At 60.2% G+C, this 17,463-nt stretch carries 20 protein-coding genes and 3 pseudogenes; 10 read left to right on the forward strand and 13 right to left on the reverse strand.

All coding sequences use genetic code 11. The annotated features are described in order from the left end of the window. Window positions 1–580, forward strand: a 580-nt coding sequence (locus tag G8O24_RS44125) for a hypothetical protein (RefSeq protein ID WP_210324916.1), incomplete at its 5' end; no start/stop codon positions are given. A 12-nt stretch (window positions 581–592) separates the two neighbouring features. Next, window positions 593–904 carry a hypothetical protein gene (locus G8O24_RS40930; RefSeq protein WP_188108166.1) on the forward strand — a complete coding sequence of 104 codons (312 nt, stop codon included), beginning with the start codon at window positions 593–595 and terminating at the stop codon, window positions 902–904. Between the two features lie 224 nt (window positions 905–1,128). Here the strand turns inward: G8O24_RS40930 and G8O24_RS40935 are convergent, their stop codons facing one another. Both G8O24_RS40935 and G8O24_RS40940 read right to left on the reverse strand, forming a co-directional pair. After that, the gene (locus G8O24_RS40935; RefSeq protein ID WP_188108167.1) at window positions 1,129–1,536 is read right to left on the reverse strand and encodes a hypothetical protein; all 408 of its coding nucleotides are present in this window, start codon (window positions 1,534–1,536) and stop codon (window positions 1,129–1,131) included. Window positions 1,537–1,945: 409 nt separating this feature from the next. Further along, window positions 1,946–2,185 (reverse strand): PilZ domain-containing protein, encoded by a 240-nt coding sequence (locus G8O24_RS40940; RefSeq protein ID WP_311972563.1) that lies wholly within the window; start codon window positions 2,183–2,185, stop codon window positions 1,946–1,948. 39 nt (window positions 2,186–2,224) lie between these two features. On the opposite strand from G8O24_RS40940, the gene G8O24_RS40945 reads away from it, so the two are divergent. Beyond that, a complete protein-coding gene (locus G8O24_RS40945; RefSeq protein WP_188108169.1) occupies window positions 2,225–2,506 on the forward strand; it encodes a WGR domain-containing protein in 282 nt (93 codons plus the stop codon). Between the two features lie 55 nt (window positions 2,507–2,561). Here G8O24_RS40945 and G8O24_RS40950 read toward each other — a convergent pair whose 3' ends face one another. The 3 genes from G8O24_RS40950 to G8O24_RS40960 all read right to left on the reverse strand — a co-directional run bounded on the left by G8O24_RS40950 (window position 2,562) and on the right by G8O24_RS40960 (window position 4,347). After that, complete coding sequence (locus tag G8O24_RS40950; RefSeq protein WP_188108170.1) at window positions 2,562–2,870, reverse strand: hypothetical protein; 309 nt, start codon at window positions 2,868–2,870, stop codon at window positions 2,562–2,564. A gap of 151 nt (window positions 2,871–3,021) precedes the next feature. Further along, window positions 3,022–3,504, reverse strand: coding sequence for a cupin domain-containing protein (locus G8O24_RS40955; RefSeq protein WP_188108171.1), 483 nt, complete (start codon window positions 3,502–3,504; stop codon window positions 3,022–3,024). A gap of 24 nt (window positions 3,505–3,528) precedes the next feature. Then, complete coding sequence (locus tag G8O24_RS40960; protein WP_188108172.1) at window positions 3,529–4,347, reverse strand: alpha/beta fold hydrolase; 819 nt, start codon at window positions 4,345–4,347, stop codon at window positions 3,529–3,531. 511 nt (window positions 4,348–4,858) lie between these two features. Between G8O24_RS40960 and G8O24_RS40965 the strand changes: the two genes are divergently transcribed. The 4 genes from G8O24_RS40965 to G8O24_RS40980 all read left to right on the forward strand — a co-directional run bounded on the left by G8O24_RS40965 (window position 4,859) and on the right by G8O24_RS40980 (window position 7,381). Next, window positions 4,859–5,107, forward strand: a complete 249-nt coding sequence (locus tag G8O24_RS40965; protein ID WP_188108173.1) for a hypothetical protein — start codon at window positions 4,859–4,861, stop codon at window positions 5,105–5,107. A 224-nt stretch (window positions 5,108–5,331) separates the two neighbouring features. Beyond that, window positions 5,332–6,006: a hypothetical protein gene (locus G8O24_RS40970; protein WP_188108174.1), complete on the forward strand. Its 675-nt coding sequence runs from the start codon at window positions 5,332–5,334 to the stop codon at window positions 6,004–6,006. Beyond that, window positions 5,921–6,790 carry a helix-turn-helix transcriptional regulator gene (locus G8O24_RS40975; RefSeq protein ID WP_188108175.1) on the forward strand — a complete coding sequence of 290 codons (870 nt, stop codon included), beginning with the start codon at window positions 5,921–5,923 and terminating at the stop codon, window positions 6,788–6,790. Before G8O24_RS40970 ends, G8O24_RS40975 begins: the two co-directional genes overlap by 86 nt. Before the next feature lie 120 nt (window positions 6,791–6,910). Next, on the forward strand, window positions 6,911–7,381 hold the full coding sequence (locus G8O24_RS40980; protein ID WP_188108176.1) for a hypothetical protein: 471 nt from the start codon (window positions 6,911–6,913) through the stop codon (window positions 7,379–7,381). A gap of 113 nt (window positions 7,382–7,494) precedes the next feature. On the opposite strand, the gene G8O24_RS40985 is transcribed toward G8O24_RS40980, so the two are convergent. The 7 genes and pseudogenes from G8O24_RS40985 to G8O24_RS41015 form a co-directional block, all read right to left on the reverse strand. After that, window positions 7,495–8,085, reverse strand: a complete 591-nt coding sequence (locus G8O24_RS40985; RefSeq protein WP_188108177.1) for a PIN domain-containing protein — start codon at window positions 8,083–8,085, stop codon at window positions 7,495–7,497. A 2-nt stretch (window positions 8,086–8,087) separates the two neighbouring features. Beyond that, entirely contained in the window at window positions 8,088–8,546 is a 459-nt protein-coding gene (locus G8O24_RS40990) for a helix-turn-helix domain-containing protein (protein WP_188108178.1), read from the reverse strand. A gap of 497 nt (window positions 8,547–9,043) precedes the next feature. Then, window positions 9,044–9,783: pseudogene (gene istB, locus G8O24_RS40995) on the reverse strand (IS21-like element helper ATPase IstB); the annotation flags it as partial. 507 nt (window positions 9,784–10,290) lie between these two features. After that, a pseudogene (locus tag G8O24_RS41000) lies at window positions 10,291–11,166 on the reverse strand (efflux RND transporter permease subunit); the annotation flags it as partial. Beyond that, the gene (locus G8O24_RS41005; protein WP_188108179.1) at window positions 11,163–12,599 is read right to left on the reverse strand and encodes an efflux RND transporter periplasmic adaptor subunit; all 1,437 of its coding nucleotides are present in this window, start codon (window positions 12,597–12,599) and stop codon (window positions 11,163–11,165) included. The gene G8O24_RS41005 and the pseudogene G8O24_RS41000, both read right to left, overlap by 4 nt. Before the next feature lie 80 nt (window positions 12,600–12,679). Next, window positions 12,680–13,072, reverse strand: coding sequence for a FixH family protein (locus G8O24_RS41010; RefSeq protein ID WP_188108180.1), 393 nt, complete (start codon window positions 13,070–13,072; stop codon window positions 12,680–12,682). Between the two features lie 95 nt (window positions 13,073–13,167). Further along, window positions 13,168–13,536 carry a hypothetical protein gene (locus tag G8O24_RS41015; RefSeq protein WP_188108181.1) on the reverse strand — a complete coding sequence of 123 codons (369 nt, stop codon included), beginning with the start codon at window positions 13,534–13,536 and terminating at the stop codon, window positions 13,168–13,170. 227 nt (window positions 13,537–13,763) lie between these two features. Here G8O24_RS41015 and G8O24_RS41020 point away from each other — a divergent pair. Further along, window positions 13,764–14,748: pseudogene (locus tag G8O24_RS41020) on the forward strand (HAD-IC family P-type ATPase); the annotation flags it as partial. A gap of 232 nt (window positions 14,749–14,980) precedes the next feature. Here the strand turns inward: G8O24_RS41020 and G8O24_RS41025 are convergent. Then, complete coding sequence (locus G8O24_RS41025; protein WP_188108182.1) at window positions 14,981–15,988, reverse strand: TorF family putative porin; 1,008 nt, start codon at window positions 15,986–15,988, stop codon at window positions 14,981–14,983. Between the two features lie 311 nt (window positions 15,989–16,299). On the opposite strand from G8O24_RS41025, the gene G8O24_RS41030 reads away from it, so the two are divergent. Then, the gene (locus G8O24_RS41030) at window positions 16,300–16,737 is read left to right on the forward strand and encodes a helix-turn-helix domain-containing protein (RefSeq protein WP_188108183.1); all 438 of its coding nucleotides are present in this window, start codon (window positions 16,300–16,302) and stop codon (window positions 16,735–16,737) included. Window positions 16,738–16,766: 29 nt separating this feature from the next. Beyond that, window positions 16,767–17,246, forward strand: a complete 480-nt coding sequence (locus tag G8O24_RS41035; protein ID WP_188108184.1) for a helix-turn-helix domain-containing protein — start codon at window positions 16,767–16,769, stop codon at window positions 17,244–17,246. Window positions 17,247–17,463: the final 217 nt, after the last annotated feature.

The following is a 17,463-nucleotide window of genomic DNA, read 5'->3' on the forward strand; positions in this document are numbered from 1 at the left end:
AGCTTCGGACTCCTCGCCCGATAGTTCCATCCGTCAGTCTCCTCCTGGCTGCCTCAACAGCCAAGAATCGCAGAGCACAAACCGAGCGGAAACCCATCAATCAAATGGGAGAAAAGCCTCGCTTACGTTAATCCTAACGGCGATATTGCTGTGCCTATGCGCGTCGTCAGGAGCGAAAGCGGCTTGCGACCAGCGCGCGGCAAAGTCCATCGCTGATCGCGTGACATCAGAAATCGCCATCATGATCCAATTCACGAAGGCCGCCTGCATTCCAACAGCAGACGCTCAGAAATGCTCGCTGTTGTGTTTGTCGGATTTGCGCATCGAGGGCATGAACCGCAATATCGTTCTCGTCTTTATCACCGCCTCTGGCGGCAAGAAGATGCGCGAGGCAGGCTTGGCGAGATTTGCCAACATCGTCTTTGCCGATCGTAGCTTGCTCGAGAAAAGGCGCGCGATGCGCCTATCCGCTGAACGCGCGTCGATGTTGCAAGCCGGATTCGCCACCTCGGGTGAGAAGCCTGAGATCATGGCGACCCGGGTCGGCGCCGAGTATGCCGAAATAGATTATTCAAGATAGACGGAGGGGAGGGTGAAAGTCTGGCTCGGTATTGGTGCGCTCCTTCTAGCGCTCATCGTTGGCGCGCAGTTCATCACCATCTTTGTTGTCCAGCCTATTGGCGGGTTACCCGAGGGGCGGACCGTCGTCATAGCTCGCCTTACAAAGCTGAACTTTATCGACAGCGCGGACGCCTTTTGCGACCGAACAATGGGTGGTGTCAGCCTTCTGTGCCGGGCTGCCGTCCTCGGCAAGGTCACGAAGGAAGCTTCCATTCTCCTGCGTCTTCCTTATTCGGCGATCCTTTATCAAATCAGCACCGGCGGCAAACACTACGACCGATAGAAAGCGGCGAGCCGCCTATGAGGTTCGCGTTCGCCAGGAACGATGTTGTCCTTCGTCAGCATTGAAGTGCGAGAGTTTATCGCGCTATCGACCTAAAACTCCCTAGTCGACAGCTGGCGCGCCAGGGTGACAGCAGCCCTTAGTCTGAGTTGCATATCGGGCTTGATGGCAAAATAAAACCTCTTCCTCTTGATGAAGGAAAATGGTCCAACCTCCTCGGGGGCCTAGGCCGAGCGTCGAGGGATTTTGCGCCTATTGACTTTGCGCCGCCGGTTTCGATGGTCCAGAGACCGTCCCGGCGGGCAGGGCAAGGATACGACCTCTGGCGTGAGCTCGGCGCTTTCGCGGTCGTCTTCGGGTGGTTCTTTGGTACGCGCCGACGCCTTGTGTTCGAGCGCAGTCAAGAAAGCACGGCCCTCGCCGGTGATCCGCCAGCTCCCCTGCTCACGCTCGACGAGCTTCTGGCCGAAGAGATCGAGATTGGGAGCAAGCTCGGCGAGCCGCTTCATACGCGCACCCCACTCCGGACCGCTGGTATAGAAGATCGCGAGGTGCTGTTTCACCACCTCGAGACTGCCGCGTCCATCGGGCTGGCCGGCCAAGATCTTCAATATCGACAGCTGAAAACTCACGCACGCGGCTCTGACGCTAAGACTAATCTTCGCTCCTAACGGAGCTTTGCCCAATCTTGAAGGGCCGCTACCGAAATACCAAGAGAAAACCTTGACGGGTAAGCCTAATCGTCAGGGTTAAGCCTCGCGATCCCAGGTAAGTCGCCAGGCTCTACCCGCTGGCGCCCACCGAGCCCCTAAGGGGTCTTGTCCCTTCGGGTGGCGATCCCATCGCGCAAGCGATATTGTGCTCCTCGCCTGGGTCGCTCACTGGAGGGACTCGCCTTCGGCGACCGCTATCACTACCCATCCAGTCGGGTGCCCTTTTGACCGGTCTCAGAGCTGCACTCGTCCCGCGTGCCGGCTTTGTCGTCGCTATGCTCACGCGGCCCGGGTTCCTCTTTCAGAGCGGCTCTCGACGGAGGTGTCCTTACACGGCCGAGCTGGCGCGCTCGGCCTCGAAGCGAATGCCGATGCGTTTGTCTTGTCGCCGCACAACGACCGCGGGCTTCGACGCGTGCTCCGCCTCGATAACCAACGTGAACCGCGCGGGAATGCCGACCGGCGAGGTGACATCCAGCATTGCGCCCGTCGCCGAAAGGTTTCGAACGGTGCAGTGGCGTTGCCTGCATAAAATTGTTGAATCGTTGGCCCTGATCGATTCATTTATTTAATTGGACGGTCGATTCGGTAATTGCGATTCTGGCGCATGTCCGAATTCACCGTGCAATACCTCGTGCTCGAGCGTCGCGATCCGGCCCGCAACATGGCGCGGTTCTATGTGCTTACGATCGAGCCGACGCTGTTCGGCGATACCGCATTGGTCCGTGAGTGGGGCCGTCTCGGTGGCCGAGGTCGACGGCGGCTCGATCTGTTCGATGGGCACGTGCAGGCGGTCGAGGCGCTTGAGTCCTGGCTCAGGCGCAAAACCCGTCGCGGTTACGTCCAGCGGCATTCGTCATGTTTGGAGCGAACGTGTGATCCCGCGTGAGATGGCTGGGATGGACGAAGCGCCGAAGAAAGTATACTAAAGTAATCCGAAGTCATCATCGATCGCGTTCCAAGAATTGCAAAAGTATTCCATAATCTATCTTATGCAATAAACTCATGTAGACGCTCATTAGAAAGGTCACCATCCTCCCCATTACACGCTCGGACTCATCTAAGGCATGGGGCACGATCCACCTGGGATCGTGGATCTGCGCGGTGGGAGCCTTGGTGAACATCGAGGCATACGCCTCGCGCTCGGCGCGGGACGTTCCGCTCGCGCGGCTCTCGGCCGCAACGGATGGAGCGCTTGATGTCGTTGCCGCCTCGCCGCGTCCGGCGAGGAATGAATCGATCGGGATGCCCATGAACTGGCTCATGGCGTTGAAAGGTTGCAGCCTAACCCGAGGCCTAGGTAAGTCCGGCAGCGGTCAAGGTGCCGCAGATCGCGGGAATGCTGCCGTTGCTGTTGAAGAAATTCGTCGGCGCGTTGCCGAGGTTTTGCTGGCGTGGCAATCCTTAGTGAGAGTTGCGCGGGTCATCCGCAGGATTCAGGTAGTTGATTCCAGTGGGGCCGACCCCGCTGATTTGAAAGACGACTTCCTCGTCCTTCGTTTCGGCAAACTGCCAAACGTTTGGCGGCACGTTCGAAAACGTGCCGGTAGGAAAGACCATGAGTTTTGCCTCGTCGACCTTGTCGCCAATCGCCGAATAGTAGGTCCCGGAGATAATCGTCCGCACGCGCTCATCGGGGTGAGAATGTACAGGCAGTTTGAAGTGCGGAGGTAGCTTCACGCGGATCGTGAACAGTCCGGGCTTGCTGAGGCTGCCGTGCAGAACCGCGATTTGTGCTCCTTTGGGCATTGATGGCAGCGGAGCCCACTTGATGTCTGCGGGCGTCACACGTTCGTAGTCGGCCGATCGTTCTTGGGCTTTCGCGCAGGAAAGGCCGATGGAGGTGAGCAGGAAAATTAAGCCAATCACAGCTTTGAGAGAAGGCATTGTCGGCTCCCGTCTGCTACGAACTTACGCGGCTTGCAGTATTAACTCGCTCAAACGGTCTGGTGCGTCAAGCATGGCCATGTGCCCGACATCAGGCAGCTCGAACGTGGCCCAGGACTTATCGCTCTTGCATTCTGCCAGTGCCTTATCAAACGGCGGCATTGGAAATTTGGGGAGACGGACATATGTCTTCTTTGCCACCTTTTGCAGCGCCCCGGTAACCTTGATCGGCTGAAGATAGGCGCCGACGGGATGCGGAGTCACTTTGGATTCAGCGAAGACCCGATCGCGTTCGGCAACGACAGCAGGCGGATACTTCGCCGATCCACGAACGCCTGCCTCGCCCTTTTCGATGGCCGCTTGTATGCCTTTGCGAACCGGCTCGGCTGCGGTGTCCGCAGCCCTTTGTCCGTCGGCTGGAATGAAGGCATCAAGCCATACAACCGATGAGACGCGATCGCCGATGCTTTCGAGAGCGCCGGAACCTACATAGCCTGCAAGGGACCACGCCACGAGGCAGACGTTCTCGAGACTTTCCCATTTGATCAGGTTGACGACGTCGGCGATGTGGGTGTCCAAATTGACGTCCTTGCTCAGCAAGTGCGAGCGATCGGCTAAACCCGTGAGTGACGGAGCAAACACCTTGTGACCGCCTTGTTCGAGCCGATCCGTGACACGCCGCCAAATCCAGCCACCGCAAAAAGCCCCGCTGACAAAGACGAAGGTCTTTCGCGCCGCTTGCGCGTGGGCGGCCTCGATCACTCCGGAGGCTGATGCCCCCGCCAGACCCACAACTGTAGCACCGCGAAGCAAACGGCGGCGAGTAACGTGAAGTTTTGTCATAACACGTCTCCCCCTGCTGATCTCAAACGCAACTATTAGCTGTTGAGCCTAAAGAACTGTCGCTGACGTGGCAAGTGTACATACTTCGCTGCGCCCCGATTCCATCAGCGAGCAAGGTTGAAGATCTCAGCAAATGGCCATCAGAGGCTTCGGGAGATATCTGCTTCGTGACGTACACCGCGTTTCGACTTGTGCGAAAACGTTGTCGAATGACAATACCGAACTGTCGCAGACACCGCATCGCCCACTCGGGTGAGGGAGAACCACTTCCCAGCAAATCACTGCGTGCGCGACACACTCCCTTGCGCGGACGGTCGACTCGGTGCGTGAAGAGGCGCGTGGAACAGGAAAACATGAAATAACGACAGCAAGGCCTGCGCCTCACCCGCATGGATGATGACGCGCGATCTCGGCCTGACGTATTGCCCAAACGTGATCCCGGTCGGGGCTTGCCGCAGGTCTCGATCGCAGGCGGATGCAAACCCGCATCCGGGTGTGAGGAGATTCCACGATGACCAGACTCGTCATGCGGAGTACGCGTTTCTCGGCACATGAGGCAACGGAGGAAGATCGCCAGACGTATCGACGATGGGCGCGCGCGTCCTATCTGGTCGATTTCATCGTCTTCGCCGCGCTGTTGATCGGCTTCTCTCTTTACGAGCGGCAGGGGTCGCGGGTTGCCCACGACGATCTGACGGCGGGCATCGATCTGAAACGGGTGCCGGCAAGCTCGCGGAATGCGGGCGGAGATCGCAATTAGCAAAATGTTTGACTGAATTGTTGCTTGGAGGGGGAGGCGCCCTGCCTCTTTTGCGGGCAGCTACATCGACGAAAGGGAGATCGAGAACGGATATTTGATCGATATCGAACGCGCCTCACCCGATCGGGTGAGGCGTCCTGCCGCAAGTCGCCGTATCATCATCTTACCTCCTTAGATTGCGCGGACAGCCGCCGGCTGTCGACGGCCTCGGGCGGAGGAGTGCGGTGAATTTCTCTAGCGACAAGATCGAGAAGGTCCTCGACCTGATCTATGACGCGGCGGCCGAGAACGATCTGTGGCCGCATGCGCTCACGGCGATCGCTGATCTCACGCACAGCGAAGGGGGCATCCTGTTCGGCCAGTCGGTGACCGCGAAACGCGTCTACTTCGATTTCAACGGCCGGCTCAACGAGGAGTGCAACCGCGCCTATCAAGAGCGCCACATGCAGAATCCATGGTCGCAACACATGGAGGCGCAGCCGACCGGGCGGCTGGTGCTGTCGGACGAAGCGATCTCGCTGGCGAAGCTTCAGCAGCTGGCGTTCTATGACGAGGTGTTGCGGCCGCAGAATGTCGCGCACAACGGAATGATGGCGCTGGCGGCGCGCGAGGATTTTCGCGCCGCGTTCAACATGTGTCGCAGCGCGCGGCGAGGCACGTTCGATCCCGACGAGCTGCGGCTTTTGGAATGGTTGTCACCGCATCTGTGCCGGTCTGTGACGCTCGGATTTCGGATCGACGGCTATCTGGCCATGCAGCAAGCAGCCTTCCGTCTTTCAGGAACGGCACATGCAGAACCCGTGGCAGCGGCACATGGAGACCCAACCGGTCGGGCGGCTGGTGCTGTCGGACGAAGCGATCTCGCTGGCGGAGCTCCAGTCGTCGGCATTTTACGATGACGTGCTGCGGCCGCAGAATGTCGCGCACAACGGAATGATGGTACTGGCGGCGCGCAATAATTTCCGCGCCGCGTTCAATATGTGTCGCAGAGCGCGGCGAGGCACGTTCGATTCCGACGAGCTGCGGCTTTTGGAATGGTTGTCACCACATCTGTGCCAGTCGGTGACGCTCGGATTTCGGATCGACGGCTATCTGGCCATGCAGCAAGCAGCCTTCAACGTCCTAGACCGGCTTGCCGACGGTGTTGTGGTGCTCGACCGCAAGGGGCGGGTGCTGTTCGCCAATGCCGCCGCCCACCGCATGGCCGAGGAAGGGGTGCTGCGGCTGCACCAGTCGATCGGCACCCATTCACCGGCGCATTCGCAGCGGCTGAGCGAACTGATCCGCGTAGCGCTCGAAGGCGCCGCCGGCGGCTCCATGAGCGTGCCGTGTCAGCTCGACGGCCGGCTTCTGACGATTCTCGTTTCCTCGATCCGCGGCAAGAATCTCGGGCGGCTGTCGGACGCCGGCGTGAAGGATGCGGCAGTGCTGCTGTTCGTCGTTGATCCCGCCAACCGGCGCTCGCTTCCGCTCGGACAGATCATGGATGCCTACGGTTTGACCCATGCCGAGGCGCGCGTGGCGCTGGCGGTCTCGTCCGGGATCACCATCCAGGAGACTGCACAATCGCTGAACCTGTCGCCCAACACAATCAAGACGCATCTGCCAAGACGCATCTGCGCCGCGTCTTCGCCAAGACGGCGACCGGTCGCCAGACCGAGCTCGCCCCGTTACTCGCGGTAATGGGCAGCGTGCGGATCGGCGAGATAGATCAGGGAAAATGAGGTTTCACCCGAGCGGGTGACGACGGCAAATGTGCCGATCCCCTAGAATTTGCACCGAACCAGGTCCGGGACTGGCCGGATGAAATCCCTCATGAGGTCTGCCGTGCGGTGGGTAGAAGTGGCTGGCTACATCGCCTCGTCACTGGTGTTCCTTACCTTCTATATGCGCCGCATGGTCCCGCTGAGGTTGGTCGCGCTCTGTAGCAATGTCGCATTCCTGACTTATGCGTTCGCGCTTCACCTCGCGCCGATCGCCATCCTGCATGGCGCGCTTATTCCGGTGAACATCGTCAGACTGATCGGCGCTCTGCGGGAGCGCGCAGACAAACCGCACAGCGGCAATCATCTGCGCCAGAATGTCGGCAATTCGCTATCTGTCGCGCCGCCCGAAGTTCGCGTGATGCCGAAGACACTACGTGATGCAGGCCTCGCCCGCACGGATGCACCCGGCTGCCGGGCGGCTGACAATGGACGAAGTGGTGAAGTTCGAACGGCTCGACGCCAAGACTCCGCTCGATTAGAAGCCCGGCGCGGTCATGACGTCGTATGAGCGCGCAGCTGGGTCGGGTAGTTCACGATTCGCATAACCTTCATTATGGAATATCCGAAGTGGAGTTTTATCAAGATCGTGTTGCCAAAAAGCCCGTCTGTTTAGTTACTGAGCTAGAGGGATTCGACGTGTGGCCTTAGCACGTCAACCGTCTCAATCAGTCCCGCAGCCTCCATCATGAGCAATAGCTCCGCCGGCGTCATTTCCGGTTTCTTGAAGCGTTCGCGCATACGCCGAATGGCCGCAACGGCGCGAGCTTCGTCGAGTGCGATAGTATCCGCAATGAAAGCGTCGGCCGATTTCGCCTCCATGTTCAGGTCGGAAAGAACTGCCGCCGGAAAGTCCTTAAGGTTTTCCGTTACGATCATTGCGGCTTGCGTCTTGGCCGCCGCAGCAATAACGTGGCGATCGTTGGGATCGGGCAGACCCGCCGCAACCGGCAAGAAGTTGTCAAAATCTGCAACCATGGCTTCTTCGAAGGCAGCTTCCATGCTGGCGCGCGCCCGCTCTGCGCGCGCCTTGCCATCGTCAAAGCCTTTGCCGCTCAAGATTTCCCCGATCGCAGTTTCGGTCTCATCCAGAACGCGGCTTGACCAGCGGAGACGAAAAAATTCCGCCTCCGCCAAGGAGAGAAGCAGGTTCCTTTTGAGCGCGCTTGCAAGCGAGCACGCATCGACGAATGCGGTGAAGCGGTTTGCAAACAAGCTTACAGGTGCTCCGCGTCCTGCTCAGCGAGATTCGCAAGCGCTTTGCCCCGCTTCTCATCACGCGTGCGCTTATAGGCGAATAGGTCCTCTGCCCTAACCCTGCGATGACGCCCCACCGTCACGTGCTGAATTTCGTTCTTCTCAAGCAGTGAGACCAGAAACGGACGCGAGACATTCAGAATGTCGGCAGCTTGCTGCGTGGTCAACATCTCATGCACAGGCACAAGCGTCACCGCATCTCCGCGACCGATATGCCGCAGCAATTCCATCAAGAGACTCGACAGGGCCGGCGACAAGGTTATCTCAGCAGCCTGCTGTGCATCGTCGAGCACTCGCAGTTTGGCATCTCCCGTCGCATGCGAAGCGAGTATCTGACGAAGCTGGTTGGCCGCCGCCTTCTCGCTCGCGGAAGGCAGGCGAGTACCTCCCAGCTCTTCAGCGTAGGCTGGCATCGTCATCGTATTTTCTCCCTGTACGGCCTTTTGTATAGGCTATATTCGAAATAAACGCAACAGATGAAATAAACGAAACGCCGGAAAGTTCCGGGGCAACTGGGATGCCCCCCGCCTGTACCAAGCAGGTCAATTTAAAAGCTCGAAATAGCAGGAAAATGGCCCTGGCCGGACAACCGGCTCCGTGAAGTCCAGACAGATTCTTCGCTAGCTAAAGGGATCATGTCCCGTGGCGTGGTGTAGGTGGCGGCGCACCGCGTTCGCCGGCGTGGGCCGGGCCGGTCAGCTGGCGATAGCCGGAAGGCTGACGGTGGGATCATCGCTCAACGGTGCGATGGTTTCCAGTGTCATGTAGCGAACTGTCAATCGGCGTTCAAATTTGACCCCTCATCGGCGTCCAATTTTGACCCCTTTGCGCGGCGGGGTTTGGCGGTAGCGCTCGGCTCGTCGGAGCTGGCCGGGATTGCGGAGACGAGACGAGCGCGGGTGGCGTGATCATCGTCGCGGCTTTTGAATCGCCAGCTATCGTTGCCGGTCTCGACGATGTCACAGTGATGGGTCAACCGGTCGAGCAGCGCGGTGGTCATCTTGGCATCGCCGAACACGCTGGGCCATTCGCCGAAGGCGAGATTGGTGGTGACGATGACGGAGGCGCGCTCGTAGAGCCGGCTGACGAGGTGGAACAGGAGCTGGCCACCGGACTGGGCGAAGGGCAGATATCCGAGTAGGGCAGATATCCGAGTTCGTCCAGAACGATGAAGTCCATCCGGGTCAAGTGCTCGGCGAGCCGTCCCTGCCGTCCATTGCGGGTCTCGATCTCGAGGCGGTTGACGAGGTCGACCACGTTGTAGAAGCGGCCACGGGCACCGGATCGGATGCAGCTCCTGGCGATTGCGATGGCCAGATGGGTCTTGCCGGTGCCGGTGCCGCCGACCAGCACGACGTTGCGTTGCTGGGCGATGAAGCCGCCGCCGGCGAGGTCATTGACCAGCGTCCGATTGATGGGCGTGTCTTCGAACTGGAAGTCCTCAAGGTCCTTGGCAAGCGGCAGCTTGGCAATGGTGAGCTGGTATTTGATCGAACGGGCCTGCTTCTCGTTGATCTCGGCGTTGAGCAGGTCGCCGACGATGCGCTGGGGTTCGTGCTGGCGCTTGACAGCAGTCGCCATGATCTCGTCGAAGGCAGCCTTCATGCCGTAGAGTTTGAGTTCGCCCATGAGGTCGAACAGTTGAGTGCGCTCCATTAGTTGGTTCTCCTGAGGTTGTCGTAACGGGCACAGTCGGCGATCGGCGCATGGCGTAAGATCAGCGCCGTGGGGGTGAGGATGTTGGCTGGTGGCGCGGGATCTCTCTGGCGGGCCAGGATGTTGAATGGAAACTTCAAGTCCGGTCCGACCAAGGGTGCGGCGCGGCAACGCTGATTGCGAAACCATGGTGGACTGCTCTCCCTTTTCGCGTTCCAATCGCACTGTTCTCATTGCAGCGGCGGGAAGAGTATGAATTGACCGTCACGTGTCAACGCGCAGAATGCGCCTCCTTTGCAGGGCCATTCCGCTTATGCCAACGGGCCGTAGGGATAGCAGAATCGGCCTGCGGAACGCCGCGGGGCTTGGGCGGACGATGAAAATTGGGGGAAGCGGAAAGCGCAACAACGACAGTCGCATGTTCGTTGCCGGCAAGGGATTGTGCAACAGCGAAGCTGGCATGGCCGTACCAATTCGCGTGACAAAAAATGACACTCAGGGAAAAGTGACGCCGAAGCGCTGCAGCACGATGCCGCTGGCGACCTCGCCCTCCCCGTTCAGTTCCGCGATGCCGCGTCGCTCGTCCGGACCAAGTTCGACGGTTGCCACATCGCGCAGCAGCACCGGCGTGCCGTTGCTGGTCTTCAGCACGATGTTGCCGAGATCGTTGATGCTCTTGATGTAACCCTTGCCGCGGATGACGTACTCGAACTCGGACAGTTCCACGGTCCGACCGCCGACGTCCGCGTTCGAAGCGCGGATCGCCTCCCGGATCTTCTGCATGCTGATCCCGCGGTCCCGCATCCGCTGCGGGTCGAGGACCACGTTATACTGTTTCACGAAGCCGCCGATGCTGGCGACTTCGGCGACGCCTTCGGCCTTGGCCAGCGCGAATTTCAGATTCCAGTCCTGGATCGTGCGGGTCTCGGCGAGGCTCAGCTCCTTGGACATGACGGCGTACTGGTAGACCCAGCCGACACCGGTCGCGTCGGGCCCGATCGTGGGTGTGACGCCGGCGGGGAGCCTCGACGCCGCGCTGTTGAGAAACTCCATGACGCGCGAGCGCGCCCAGTAGATATCGGTGCCGTCCTCGAAGATCACGTAGACGAACGACACGCCGAAGAAGGAGAAGCCGCGCACCACCTTGGACTTCGGCACCGTCAGCATGGCGGTCGTCAGAGGATAAGTGACCTGGTCCTCGATGACCTGCGGCGCCTGGCCGGGATATTCGGTATAAACGATGACCTGCGTGTCGGAGAGATCCGGGATCGCATCGAGCGGCAGGTGAACGAGCGCGTAGAGACCGGCGGCGGCCGCGAAGCCGGTGCCGAACAGCACCAGAAGCAGGTTGCGCGCCGACCAGGCGATGATGCGGGAGATCATTTGTGTTCTCCCATGCCGCTGTGGGACCGAGCTTCGGGCCGCGAGGGGCCCGCTTCGGCGAAGCCCTTCAGCGCCGCCTTCAGGTTGCTTTCCGCATCGATCAGGAAGTTGGCGGAGGTGACTACGGCTTCGCCCGCGGCAAGACCGTTCCGCACCTCGACGTAGCCGCCGCCTCTCCGCCCGAGTTTGACCTCGCGAGGCTCGAAGCGCCCTTCCCCCTTGTCGACAAGGACGGCCTGGCGGCTGCCGGTGTCGAGCACCGAACTGTCGGGTACCGCGAGGACGGGCGTGGAATCGGCGGTGTCGATGTTGGCATCGACGTACATGTCGGGCAGCAGCGCCGCGTCCGGATTGGCGAGTTCGATCCGGACGCGAACGGTTCGGGTGTCGCGGTTCACCTGCGGATGGACGACGGCGATCTTGCCGGCGAAGGATCGGCCCGCAAAACTTCTCGCGCGTACCGTCACGGGCTGACCCACGGCGATGTTGCCGAGATCGCGTTCGGCCACGTCGACCAAGGCCCACACCACCGACGTGTCGGCGATCCGGAACAGCACGTCGCCGGGATTGGCCCGCATGCCTTCGATCGCGTTGCGTTCGAGCACGATACCATCGCGTGGTGCCGTCCACTGCACCGTGACCGGAGCGACCTTCGACTTCTCCATCGCGGTGATGACCGGCTCAGGAACATCGAGGTTCATCAGGCGCTGACGCGAGCCGCGGCCGTAGGCCTCCACGCCGCCCACCACCTTCGAATTGAGGGTGGCGAGATATTCCGCCGCCGCGGAGGCGATGGCCGAACTGTAGACCTCCATCAAGGGCTGCCCCGCCTTCACGCGGGTGCCTGTGGTGACGTCCGCGATCTTCTGCACGAAGCTTTCCGCCCGCATCGCGATGACGGAGATGCAGCGCTCGTCGAGCTGGATGGTGCCGGGCGCCTTCACGGCGACGCTGATGCTGCGCCGTTCGGCGGGCTCGGACTTGACGCCGGTGCGCTGGATCTTGCCCGGCGAAAGCCTCACCGTGCCGTCGTCGGTCTCGTCGCCTTCGTACACGGGGACGTAGTCCATCCCCATCGGATCCTTCTTCGGCACGGGCGAAGTGTCCGGCAGTCCCATCGGATTTCGGTAGTACAGGATCTTTCGGGAGGCGTTCGCCTGCTGCGGCTTCGCCTTCGGCGGCTCGGCCGCGGGTTCGTCTTCGTCGTAGATCGGCAGATAATCTCGGCCTTGCGCATCCTTCTTCGGGCCTGCCGACCAGGCCGGCGCCCCGCCGGGATCCCGATAGTAGAGCGGTTTTCGCTCTGCGGCCGCCGCCGTCGTGGTTACGGCGGCATAGGCAGGCCAGCGCTCGCCGCTCGAGTGCCAGTAGCCGGCCGGAGCCAGGGCGCCGCCCAGCGCGAGGGTCGTCGTCAGTAGACGCAGCGTCTTCATGGCGTGTTCCGCGCGCGATCAGGCGCATCCGTGTGATCGAAAAGGAGGACATCGGGCGCCGCCGAGCGGCGCCCGAACGCTCACTTGGTCGCCTTGGCGACCACCTTGCCTGTGATCGTCTCCGGCTCACCCTGCACCTTGGCGGAGAGCGTCACCTGATAGCGGCCGGCCATCGGTAGGTCCGTCTTGAAGGCGTAGACGCCCGGCTCCTTCGACGGCAGCGGAGAAACGGGCGACTCCATCTCGGCCATCCGGTCGGGCGCCATGTCGACGCGGGTCTTGAAAATGACCGCATCCGGCACCGGCTTGCCGGTCTGCTTGTTCGTCAGACGGATGGCGAGCGTGACGTCGTCGCCCTTCTTCATCTCCGGATTGACCGGCTCGAACGTGTAATCACCGGCGCCCGCCATGGTGACTGAAGCGGCAAACGAAAGGGTTGCGGCGAGAGCCGCGGTCCTGAATGTAGAAAGCATTGTCCTGTCCTCATGGATTGATCTCGGCCGTGCCGCCCTGGGCGCGCACGTCATCGTCTGCGCGAGCAAGCGTGCGCGCGCCGGGTTTTGCGAGATCAGACTCGAGGAGGTCGGAATGGAGGACTGCCGCCGCGAAAATCGACGACCTGGTCCGAGGGGATGGCGATTTTGCTCGCCGCCACCGCGAAAAACGCGAACGCAATGGGTCGAACGTCCCCGAGCGCGAGAGCTCCGCCGATGCAGCAGACACCCATCCCGCACTTGTAGCCGTCCGTGTGGGAGGTCTTTCCGTCCATGCCGTCCGGACAGCAGTCGTCCATCGACATGTCGGTGTGGTCCGCCATCTGCACGCCGACCTTCATGTCGTCCGACGACATCGCCTGCCCGGCGGTCGACGCGCCAAGCGGCAGCATCGCCAGCGAGACGGCAATCGCGAATGCCAGGATGGTACGGACGAGCCGCATCTAATTCATTTACCTTTCGGGCCCCAGCGCGCCTTGAGTAACATATCCCTGCTCCGGACGCAGTCCTCGATTCAGGTCAAGCATTCGTGACTGTCGCCCGGTTTCCTATCCACCCCGACTTCCATCAGTTCTGCGATCTTGTGGCGCTGATCGGCCTTGTGGCCGCTCTGATCGCGTGTTCCACGCAATGGCGACGTGATCCTCAGGAATTTCTTCCTCCGCGGGGTCTGTCGGGCCTAGGGGAAACTGCTACGGCCTTCCCGCATCGCGCGCAGGCGTCCAGCGCCACGTTTGATCCCGTCTGCGCTATGGGCGTCGATCCAGGGCCGGCGCGTCACAAGGCCGAATCCGGTGGACAGACTTTCTACTTCTGCTTCGATCTATGCAGGAAAGACGCGTCGCTTCTGGATAGGCTTCGCGCTTTCCGTGCCCCGTCGAGATCCTGCAGATGGGGGACACCTGATCGGCGGTCACGGCTGGGTCGATCAGTCGCTCTCGAACTGAATCCAGCTCGTTCTCGCCACGTCCGTCGTGATGCGGGCCGTTCTTCGTTCGCGGCTGGTAGTCGCTTTTGACGCGCAACCTGAAGATGTTCAGGCTGATCGCGATGGGCACCGCCGTTGCGTGGGTCTATAGCGTCGTCGCCACCGGTGTCTTCCCCGCCACGTCCAGGGGACACGCCGGCGCGGTCGCCGTCTACTTGGAGGCGGCCGCAGTTATCATCGTGCTGGTACTTCTGGGGCAAGTTCTCGAACTGCGCGCGCGAGGCGACCTCTGACGTGATCAAGGTTCTGCTCGACGTCGCTCCGAAGACGGCGCGGCGCATCCGCGGACGGGAGTGATAAGGAGGTTCACATCACCGTGCTGCAGCCCGGGGACCGTCTGCGGGTGCGGCCGGGCGAGAAGGTGCCGGTCGACGGTGAGATTGAAGGCAGGTCTTTCCTCGACAAGTCGATGGTCACAGGCGAATCCAGGCCGGTCAGCAAAGAGGTAGGCGGCAAAGTGATCGCCCGTACGCTGAACCGCTCCGGCGGCTTCGTCATGCGGGCCAAAACGGTCGGCAGCGACACGATGCTGTCCCAAATCGTGCAGATGGTCGCGCAGACGCAGCGCTCGCGGGCTCCGATTCAGCGGTTGGCCGAACAGGTCGCCGGCTGGTTCATGCCGGCAGTCATCGTGGTCGCCATCGCGGCGTTCGCAGTCTGGGCGGTCTAAGGCCTCGAACCGCGCTTTGCCTTCCGCTTGGTCGCTGCGTTCCCATAGAAACTTTGTCGGTACGTACCTTGCCGGAGCTGGTGCATTCATACCAGAACAACCGCGCATCGTCGATAAACGACACTTCAATAGGCACTCAGCTTCTGCAAACGTCTCAAATCGTCCAAAGCTGTCACAAGAAGGGGCGGCCCTTGCAAGCCGCCCCTCGTTTACATCCTATGATAATATCTTACTTCAAGTTGGTGACTGCCGTCAGGTCGAACGAGAGCTTGGCGATACCGGCCGCGCCGCACCAGTTGGAGCCGACACCGGTTGGGTTAATCGGCGTCACGTTGGTGGTTCCAGTCCCGTTGAATGCGCCCGTGAAGGCGTTGCAGTCACCCTTGTTCAGGTCGGTGTCCGAATAGCGTAGATCGAGCGTGAACACCTTGTAAGTGAAGCCGATTCCGATGTTCCAAGTGTTGTAATCGGCGTAATGGATACCGTTCGGAAAAGCTGCCACCGCATAAAATGCATCGGTCGTACCGAACCACTGCCGTCCAAACTCGCCCGAAACATACATGCCGACACCGCTTGAGCCGAAGGTCGTGCTCGGCGCCGTGTACTTGGCGGTGAGCGAAGCGTAGTTGCCCCAAGCGCCGGAGTTCAGGAAGCTCGGCGTGTAGTACTCGTTCGCACCAACCTGCCAATTTTCATTGATGGTGTAGTTCACCTTGCCGTAGACTTCGTAGAAGCTGACGTCCTTCTTCATTACGTTGCCATTGGCAAGGAAGATCGTGGTCGTAGAGACCGGACAAACGCCGCCACCGGGAACAGCAACGCCGCCGACGACGGTGAGCGTGTTGTCGGCGCACTGCCCGCCCGGATAGAGGTAACCCCAGACGCCAATATCGAAGGCGAACGCCCCGAAGGTCGGGCGGATACCGCCGTAGATATCGACCTCAGCCGCGGGACGGTTCGCAAACGAAATGCTTTCGATCGAAGTACCGATATAGAGTTGCAGATCCTTGGTGACGTTGTAACGCGGCTCCAAATAGGCAGCAACCGACGGCTGATGATTGGATTGCGTGACGCCGCGGAAGATGTAGTCGTTCATGACTGCGGCGCCGAAGGCGACATCCCAGGGGTCGAAGGCTGGCGGCGGGGGTGCTTTCAAGGCCTTCACCGGCATGTCTGCCGCCAGCGCCGAACCCGTTACCATTGCCAGCGCCGTTGCCAACAAAGCCACTTTTCTCATTTTGGATCCCCATCACCGTTCTCAAGATCAGTCCGATCCCGGCGCCCCCCGGAAGGCATGCGAGCTGACTGAAATCAAATTCTTAAACCGACGCCAATCTGGAGCGGGAGAAGACTTCCGTGAAGGCGTAAACTCGGGCAAGCAGCCTATTTCATGAGCAAATGACCCTTTCGGCACTCGATTCGAAACGCATGTTGCATTCCGGCCACACGATTGCGGGGAACGGCGCTATCAAGCATAGGATTGGGCTCCGCGGCGGCCCTGTGTGGCACTGCGAATCGCGCGTAAGGACTTTCGTCGGGAGCAGAAGTTTGACGGGTGAGGAGCTCAAACGCTGGCGCAAGATCGTGGGGTATACCCAGCAGCAGGCTGGAGCGGAACTTGATGTTACGAGAGCCACCATTCAAAACTGGGAACGTGAAAGCACTGCGATTCCGATGGCTGTCGAATTGGCCATCCGATTCCTCGTGAGATGTTGGAAACAGCGTCCCGAGTTCGGTCCAGTTGCACTTGCTTACGTAAGTACCTGCTTAGAATTTGCCACTCCGTCATCTCACGACATGGCAACGATGATCTGTCAGCGATTCAGCAACAATCAGGACGTATTCCGGCACTTGGCCGATCGCATGGACGTCGTCGGAGCTGTTAAACCGATCATCCTCGATGAGGAGGGCGTTGTGATTTGGAGCGGCTCCGAGTTGATGAAGGAATGTGCCAGGTTCCGATCTCAACAATTGCAGCAGTCCTAGAAGCCGAAGGTCCAATCGTCGAGGATATAATGGACTGCTGGGACCTAAAAAAGTGGAGGAAACGTCTCGGCTACAACCAGGTCGAGGCGGCTGCTCGGCTCGGCGTACAACGAGGAGCTCTTCAGAATTGGGAGCAAGAAGTCAGACCCATTCCACTAACGGTTGAGCTTGCCTGCAAGGAACTCGAGCGGGAATCACAGCAGCGTGCCGAGGTCGGTGACGTTCTACTTATCTCTACAGATGGACCCATCGTGCAGTCGTCCGACGAGATCTATCACGTGCCGCTGTTGCGCTGCGAAGTCCATGTGAATAGCAATACCGCGATAGAAGCAGTTCGTGGCCTGAGATCCGATGCGACTCTTACTTCTTCGCTCATTCTTTCGAAGGACGGAACGGTGATTTGGGACGCGCACGAAGTCATTAAAGAGTGTCGAAGGAGAGATGCGCGACGCAACATCGATGAAGGCGGCTCTGCAGCTGTTCACGCGCGGCGGGGAAGACGACCATAGGAAAGGCTACTAAGGCCGGCCGCCCCGATGCCTCGACTTGACGAACAGCGTCCTCGACCAGCCAATTATCCTGTCACTCGGTCCTTTAGTTGGTCTCCCGTGAAGAACTTCCAAGCCGTTGATTTGGAATCTAGAAACGGCATCTTGCCGTGGTTGGATTTGCCAGAAAGCGGGCTCTTGGAGCGGGATTCCTTGCAAACTTGATTTGTGATTCACT

Source organism: Bradyrhizobium campsiandrae (genome assembly GCF_014529705.1).
Taxonomy (GTDB): Bacteria; Pseudomonadota; Alphaproteobacteria; order Rhizobiales; family Xanthobacteraceae; genus Bradyrhizobium; species Bradyrhizobium campsiandrae.

Bases quoted from the DNA above. Each gene is read 5' to 3' on its own strand.
- G8O24_RS40945 (WP_188108169.1), top strand. From the start codon at position 2,225: ATGTCCGAATTCACCGTGCAATACCTCGTGCTCGAGCGTCGCGATCCG.
- G8O24_RS40950 (WP_188108170.1), bottom strand. From the start codon at position 2,870: ATGGGCATCCCGATCGATTCATTCCTCGCCGGACGCGGCGAGGCGGCA.
- G8O24_RS40955 (WP_188108171.1), bottom strand. From the start codon at position 3,504: ATGCCTTCTCTCAAAGCTGTGATTGGCTTAATTTTCCTGCTCACCTCC.
- G8O24_RS40960 (WP_188108172.1), bottom strand. From the start codon at position 4,347: ATGACAAAACTTCACGTTACTCGCCGCCGTTTGCTTCGCGGTGCTACA.
- G8O24_RS40965 (WP_188108173.1), top strand. From the start codon at position 4,859: ATGACCAGACTCGTCATGCGGAGTACGCGTTTCTCGGCACATGAGGCA.
- G8O24_RS40975 (WP_188108175.1), top strand. From the start codon at position 5,921: ATGGAGACCCAACCGGTCGGGCGGCTGGTGCTGTCGGACGAAGCGATC.
- G8O24_RS40980 (WP_188108176.1), top strand. From the start codon at position 6,911: ATGAAATCCCTCATGAGGTCTGCCGTGCGGTGGGTAGAAGTGGCTGGC.
- G8O24_RS40990 (WP_188108178.1), bottom strand. From the start codon at position 8,546: ATGACGATGCCAGCCTACGCTGAAGAGCTGGGAGGTACTCGCCTGCCT.
- G8O24_RS41005 (WP_188108179.1), bottom strand. From the start codon at position 12,599: ATGAAGACGCTGCGTCTACTGACGACGACCCTCGCGCTGGGCGGCGCC.
- G8O24_RS41010 (WP_188108180.1), bottom strand. From the start codon at position 13,072: ATGCTTTCTACATTCAGGACCGCGGCTCTCGCCGCAACCCTTTCGTTT.
- G8O24_RS41015 (WP_188108181.1), bottom strand. From the start codon at position 13,536: ATGCGGCTCGTCCGTACCATCCTGGCATTCGCGATTGCCGTCTCGCTG.
- G8O24_RS41025 (WP_188108182.1), bottom strand. From the start codon at position 15,988: ATGAGAAAAGTGGCTTTGTTGGCAACGGCGCTGGCAATGGTAACGGGT.
- G8O24_RS41035 (WP_188108184.1), top strand. From the start codon at position 16,767: ATGGACTGCTGGGACCTAAAAAAGTGGAGGAAACGTCTCGGCTACAAC.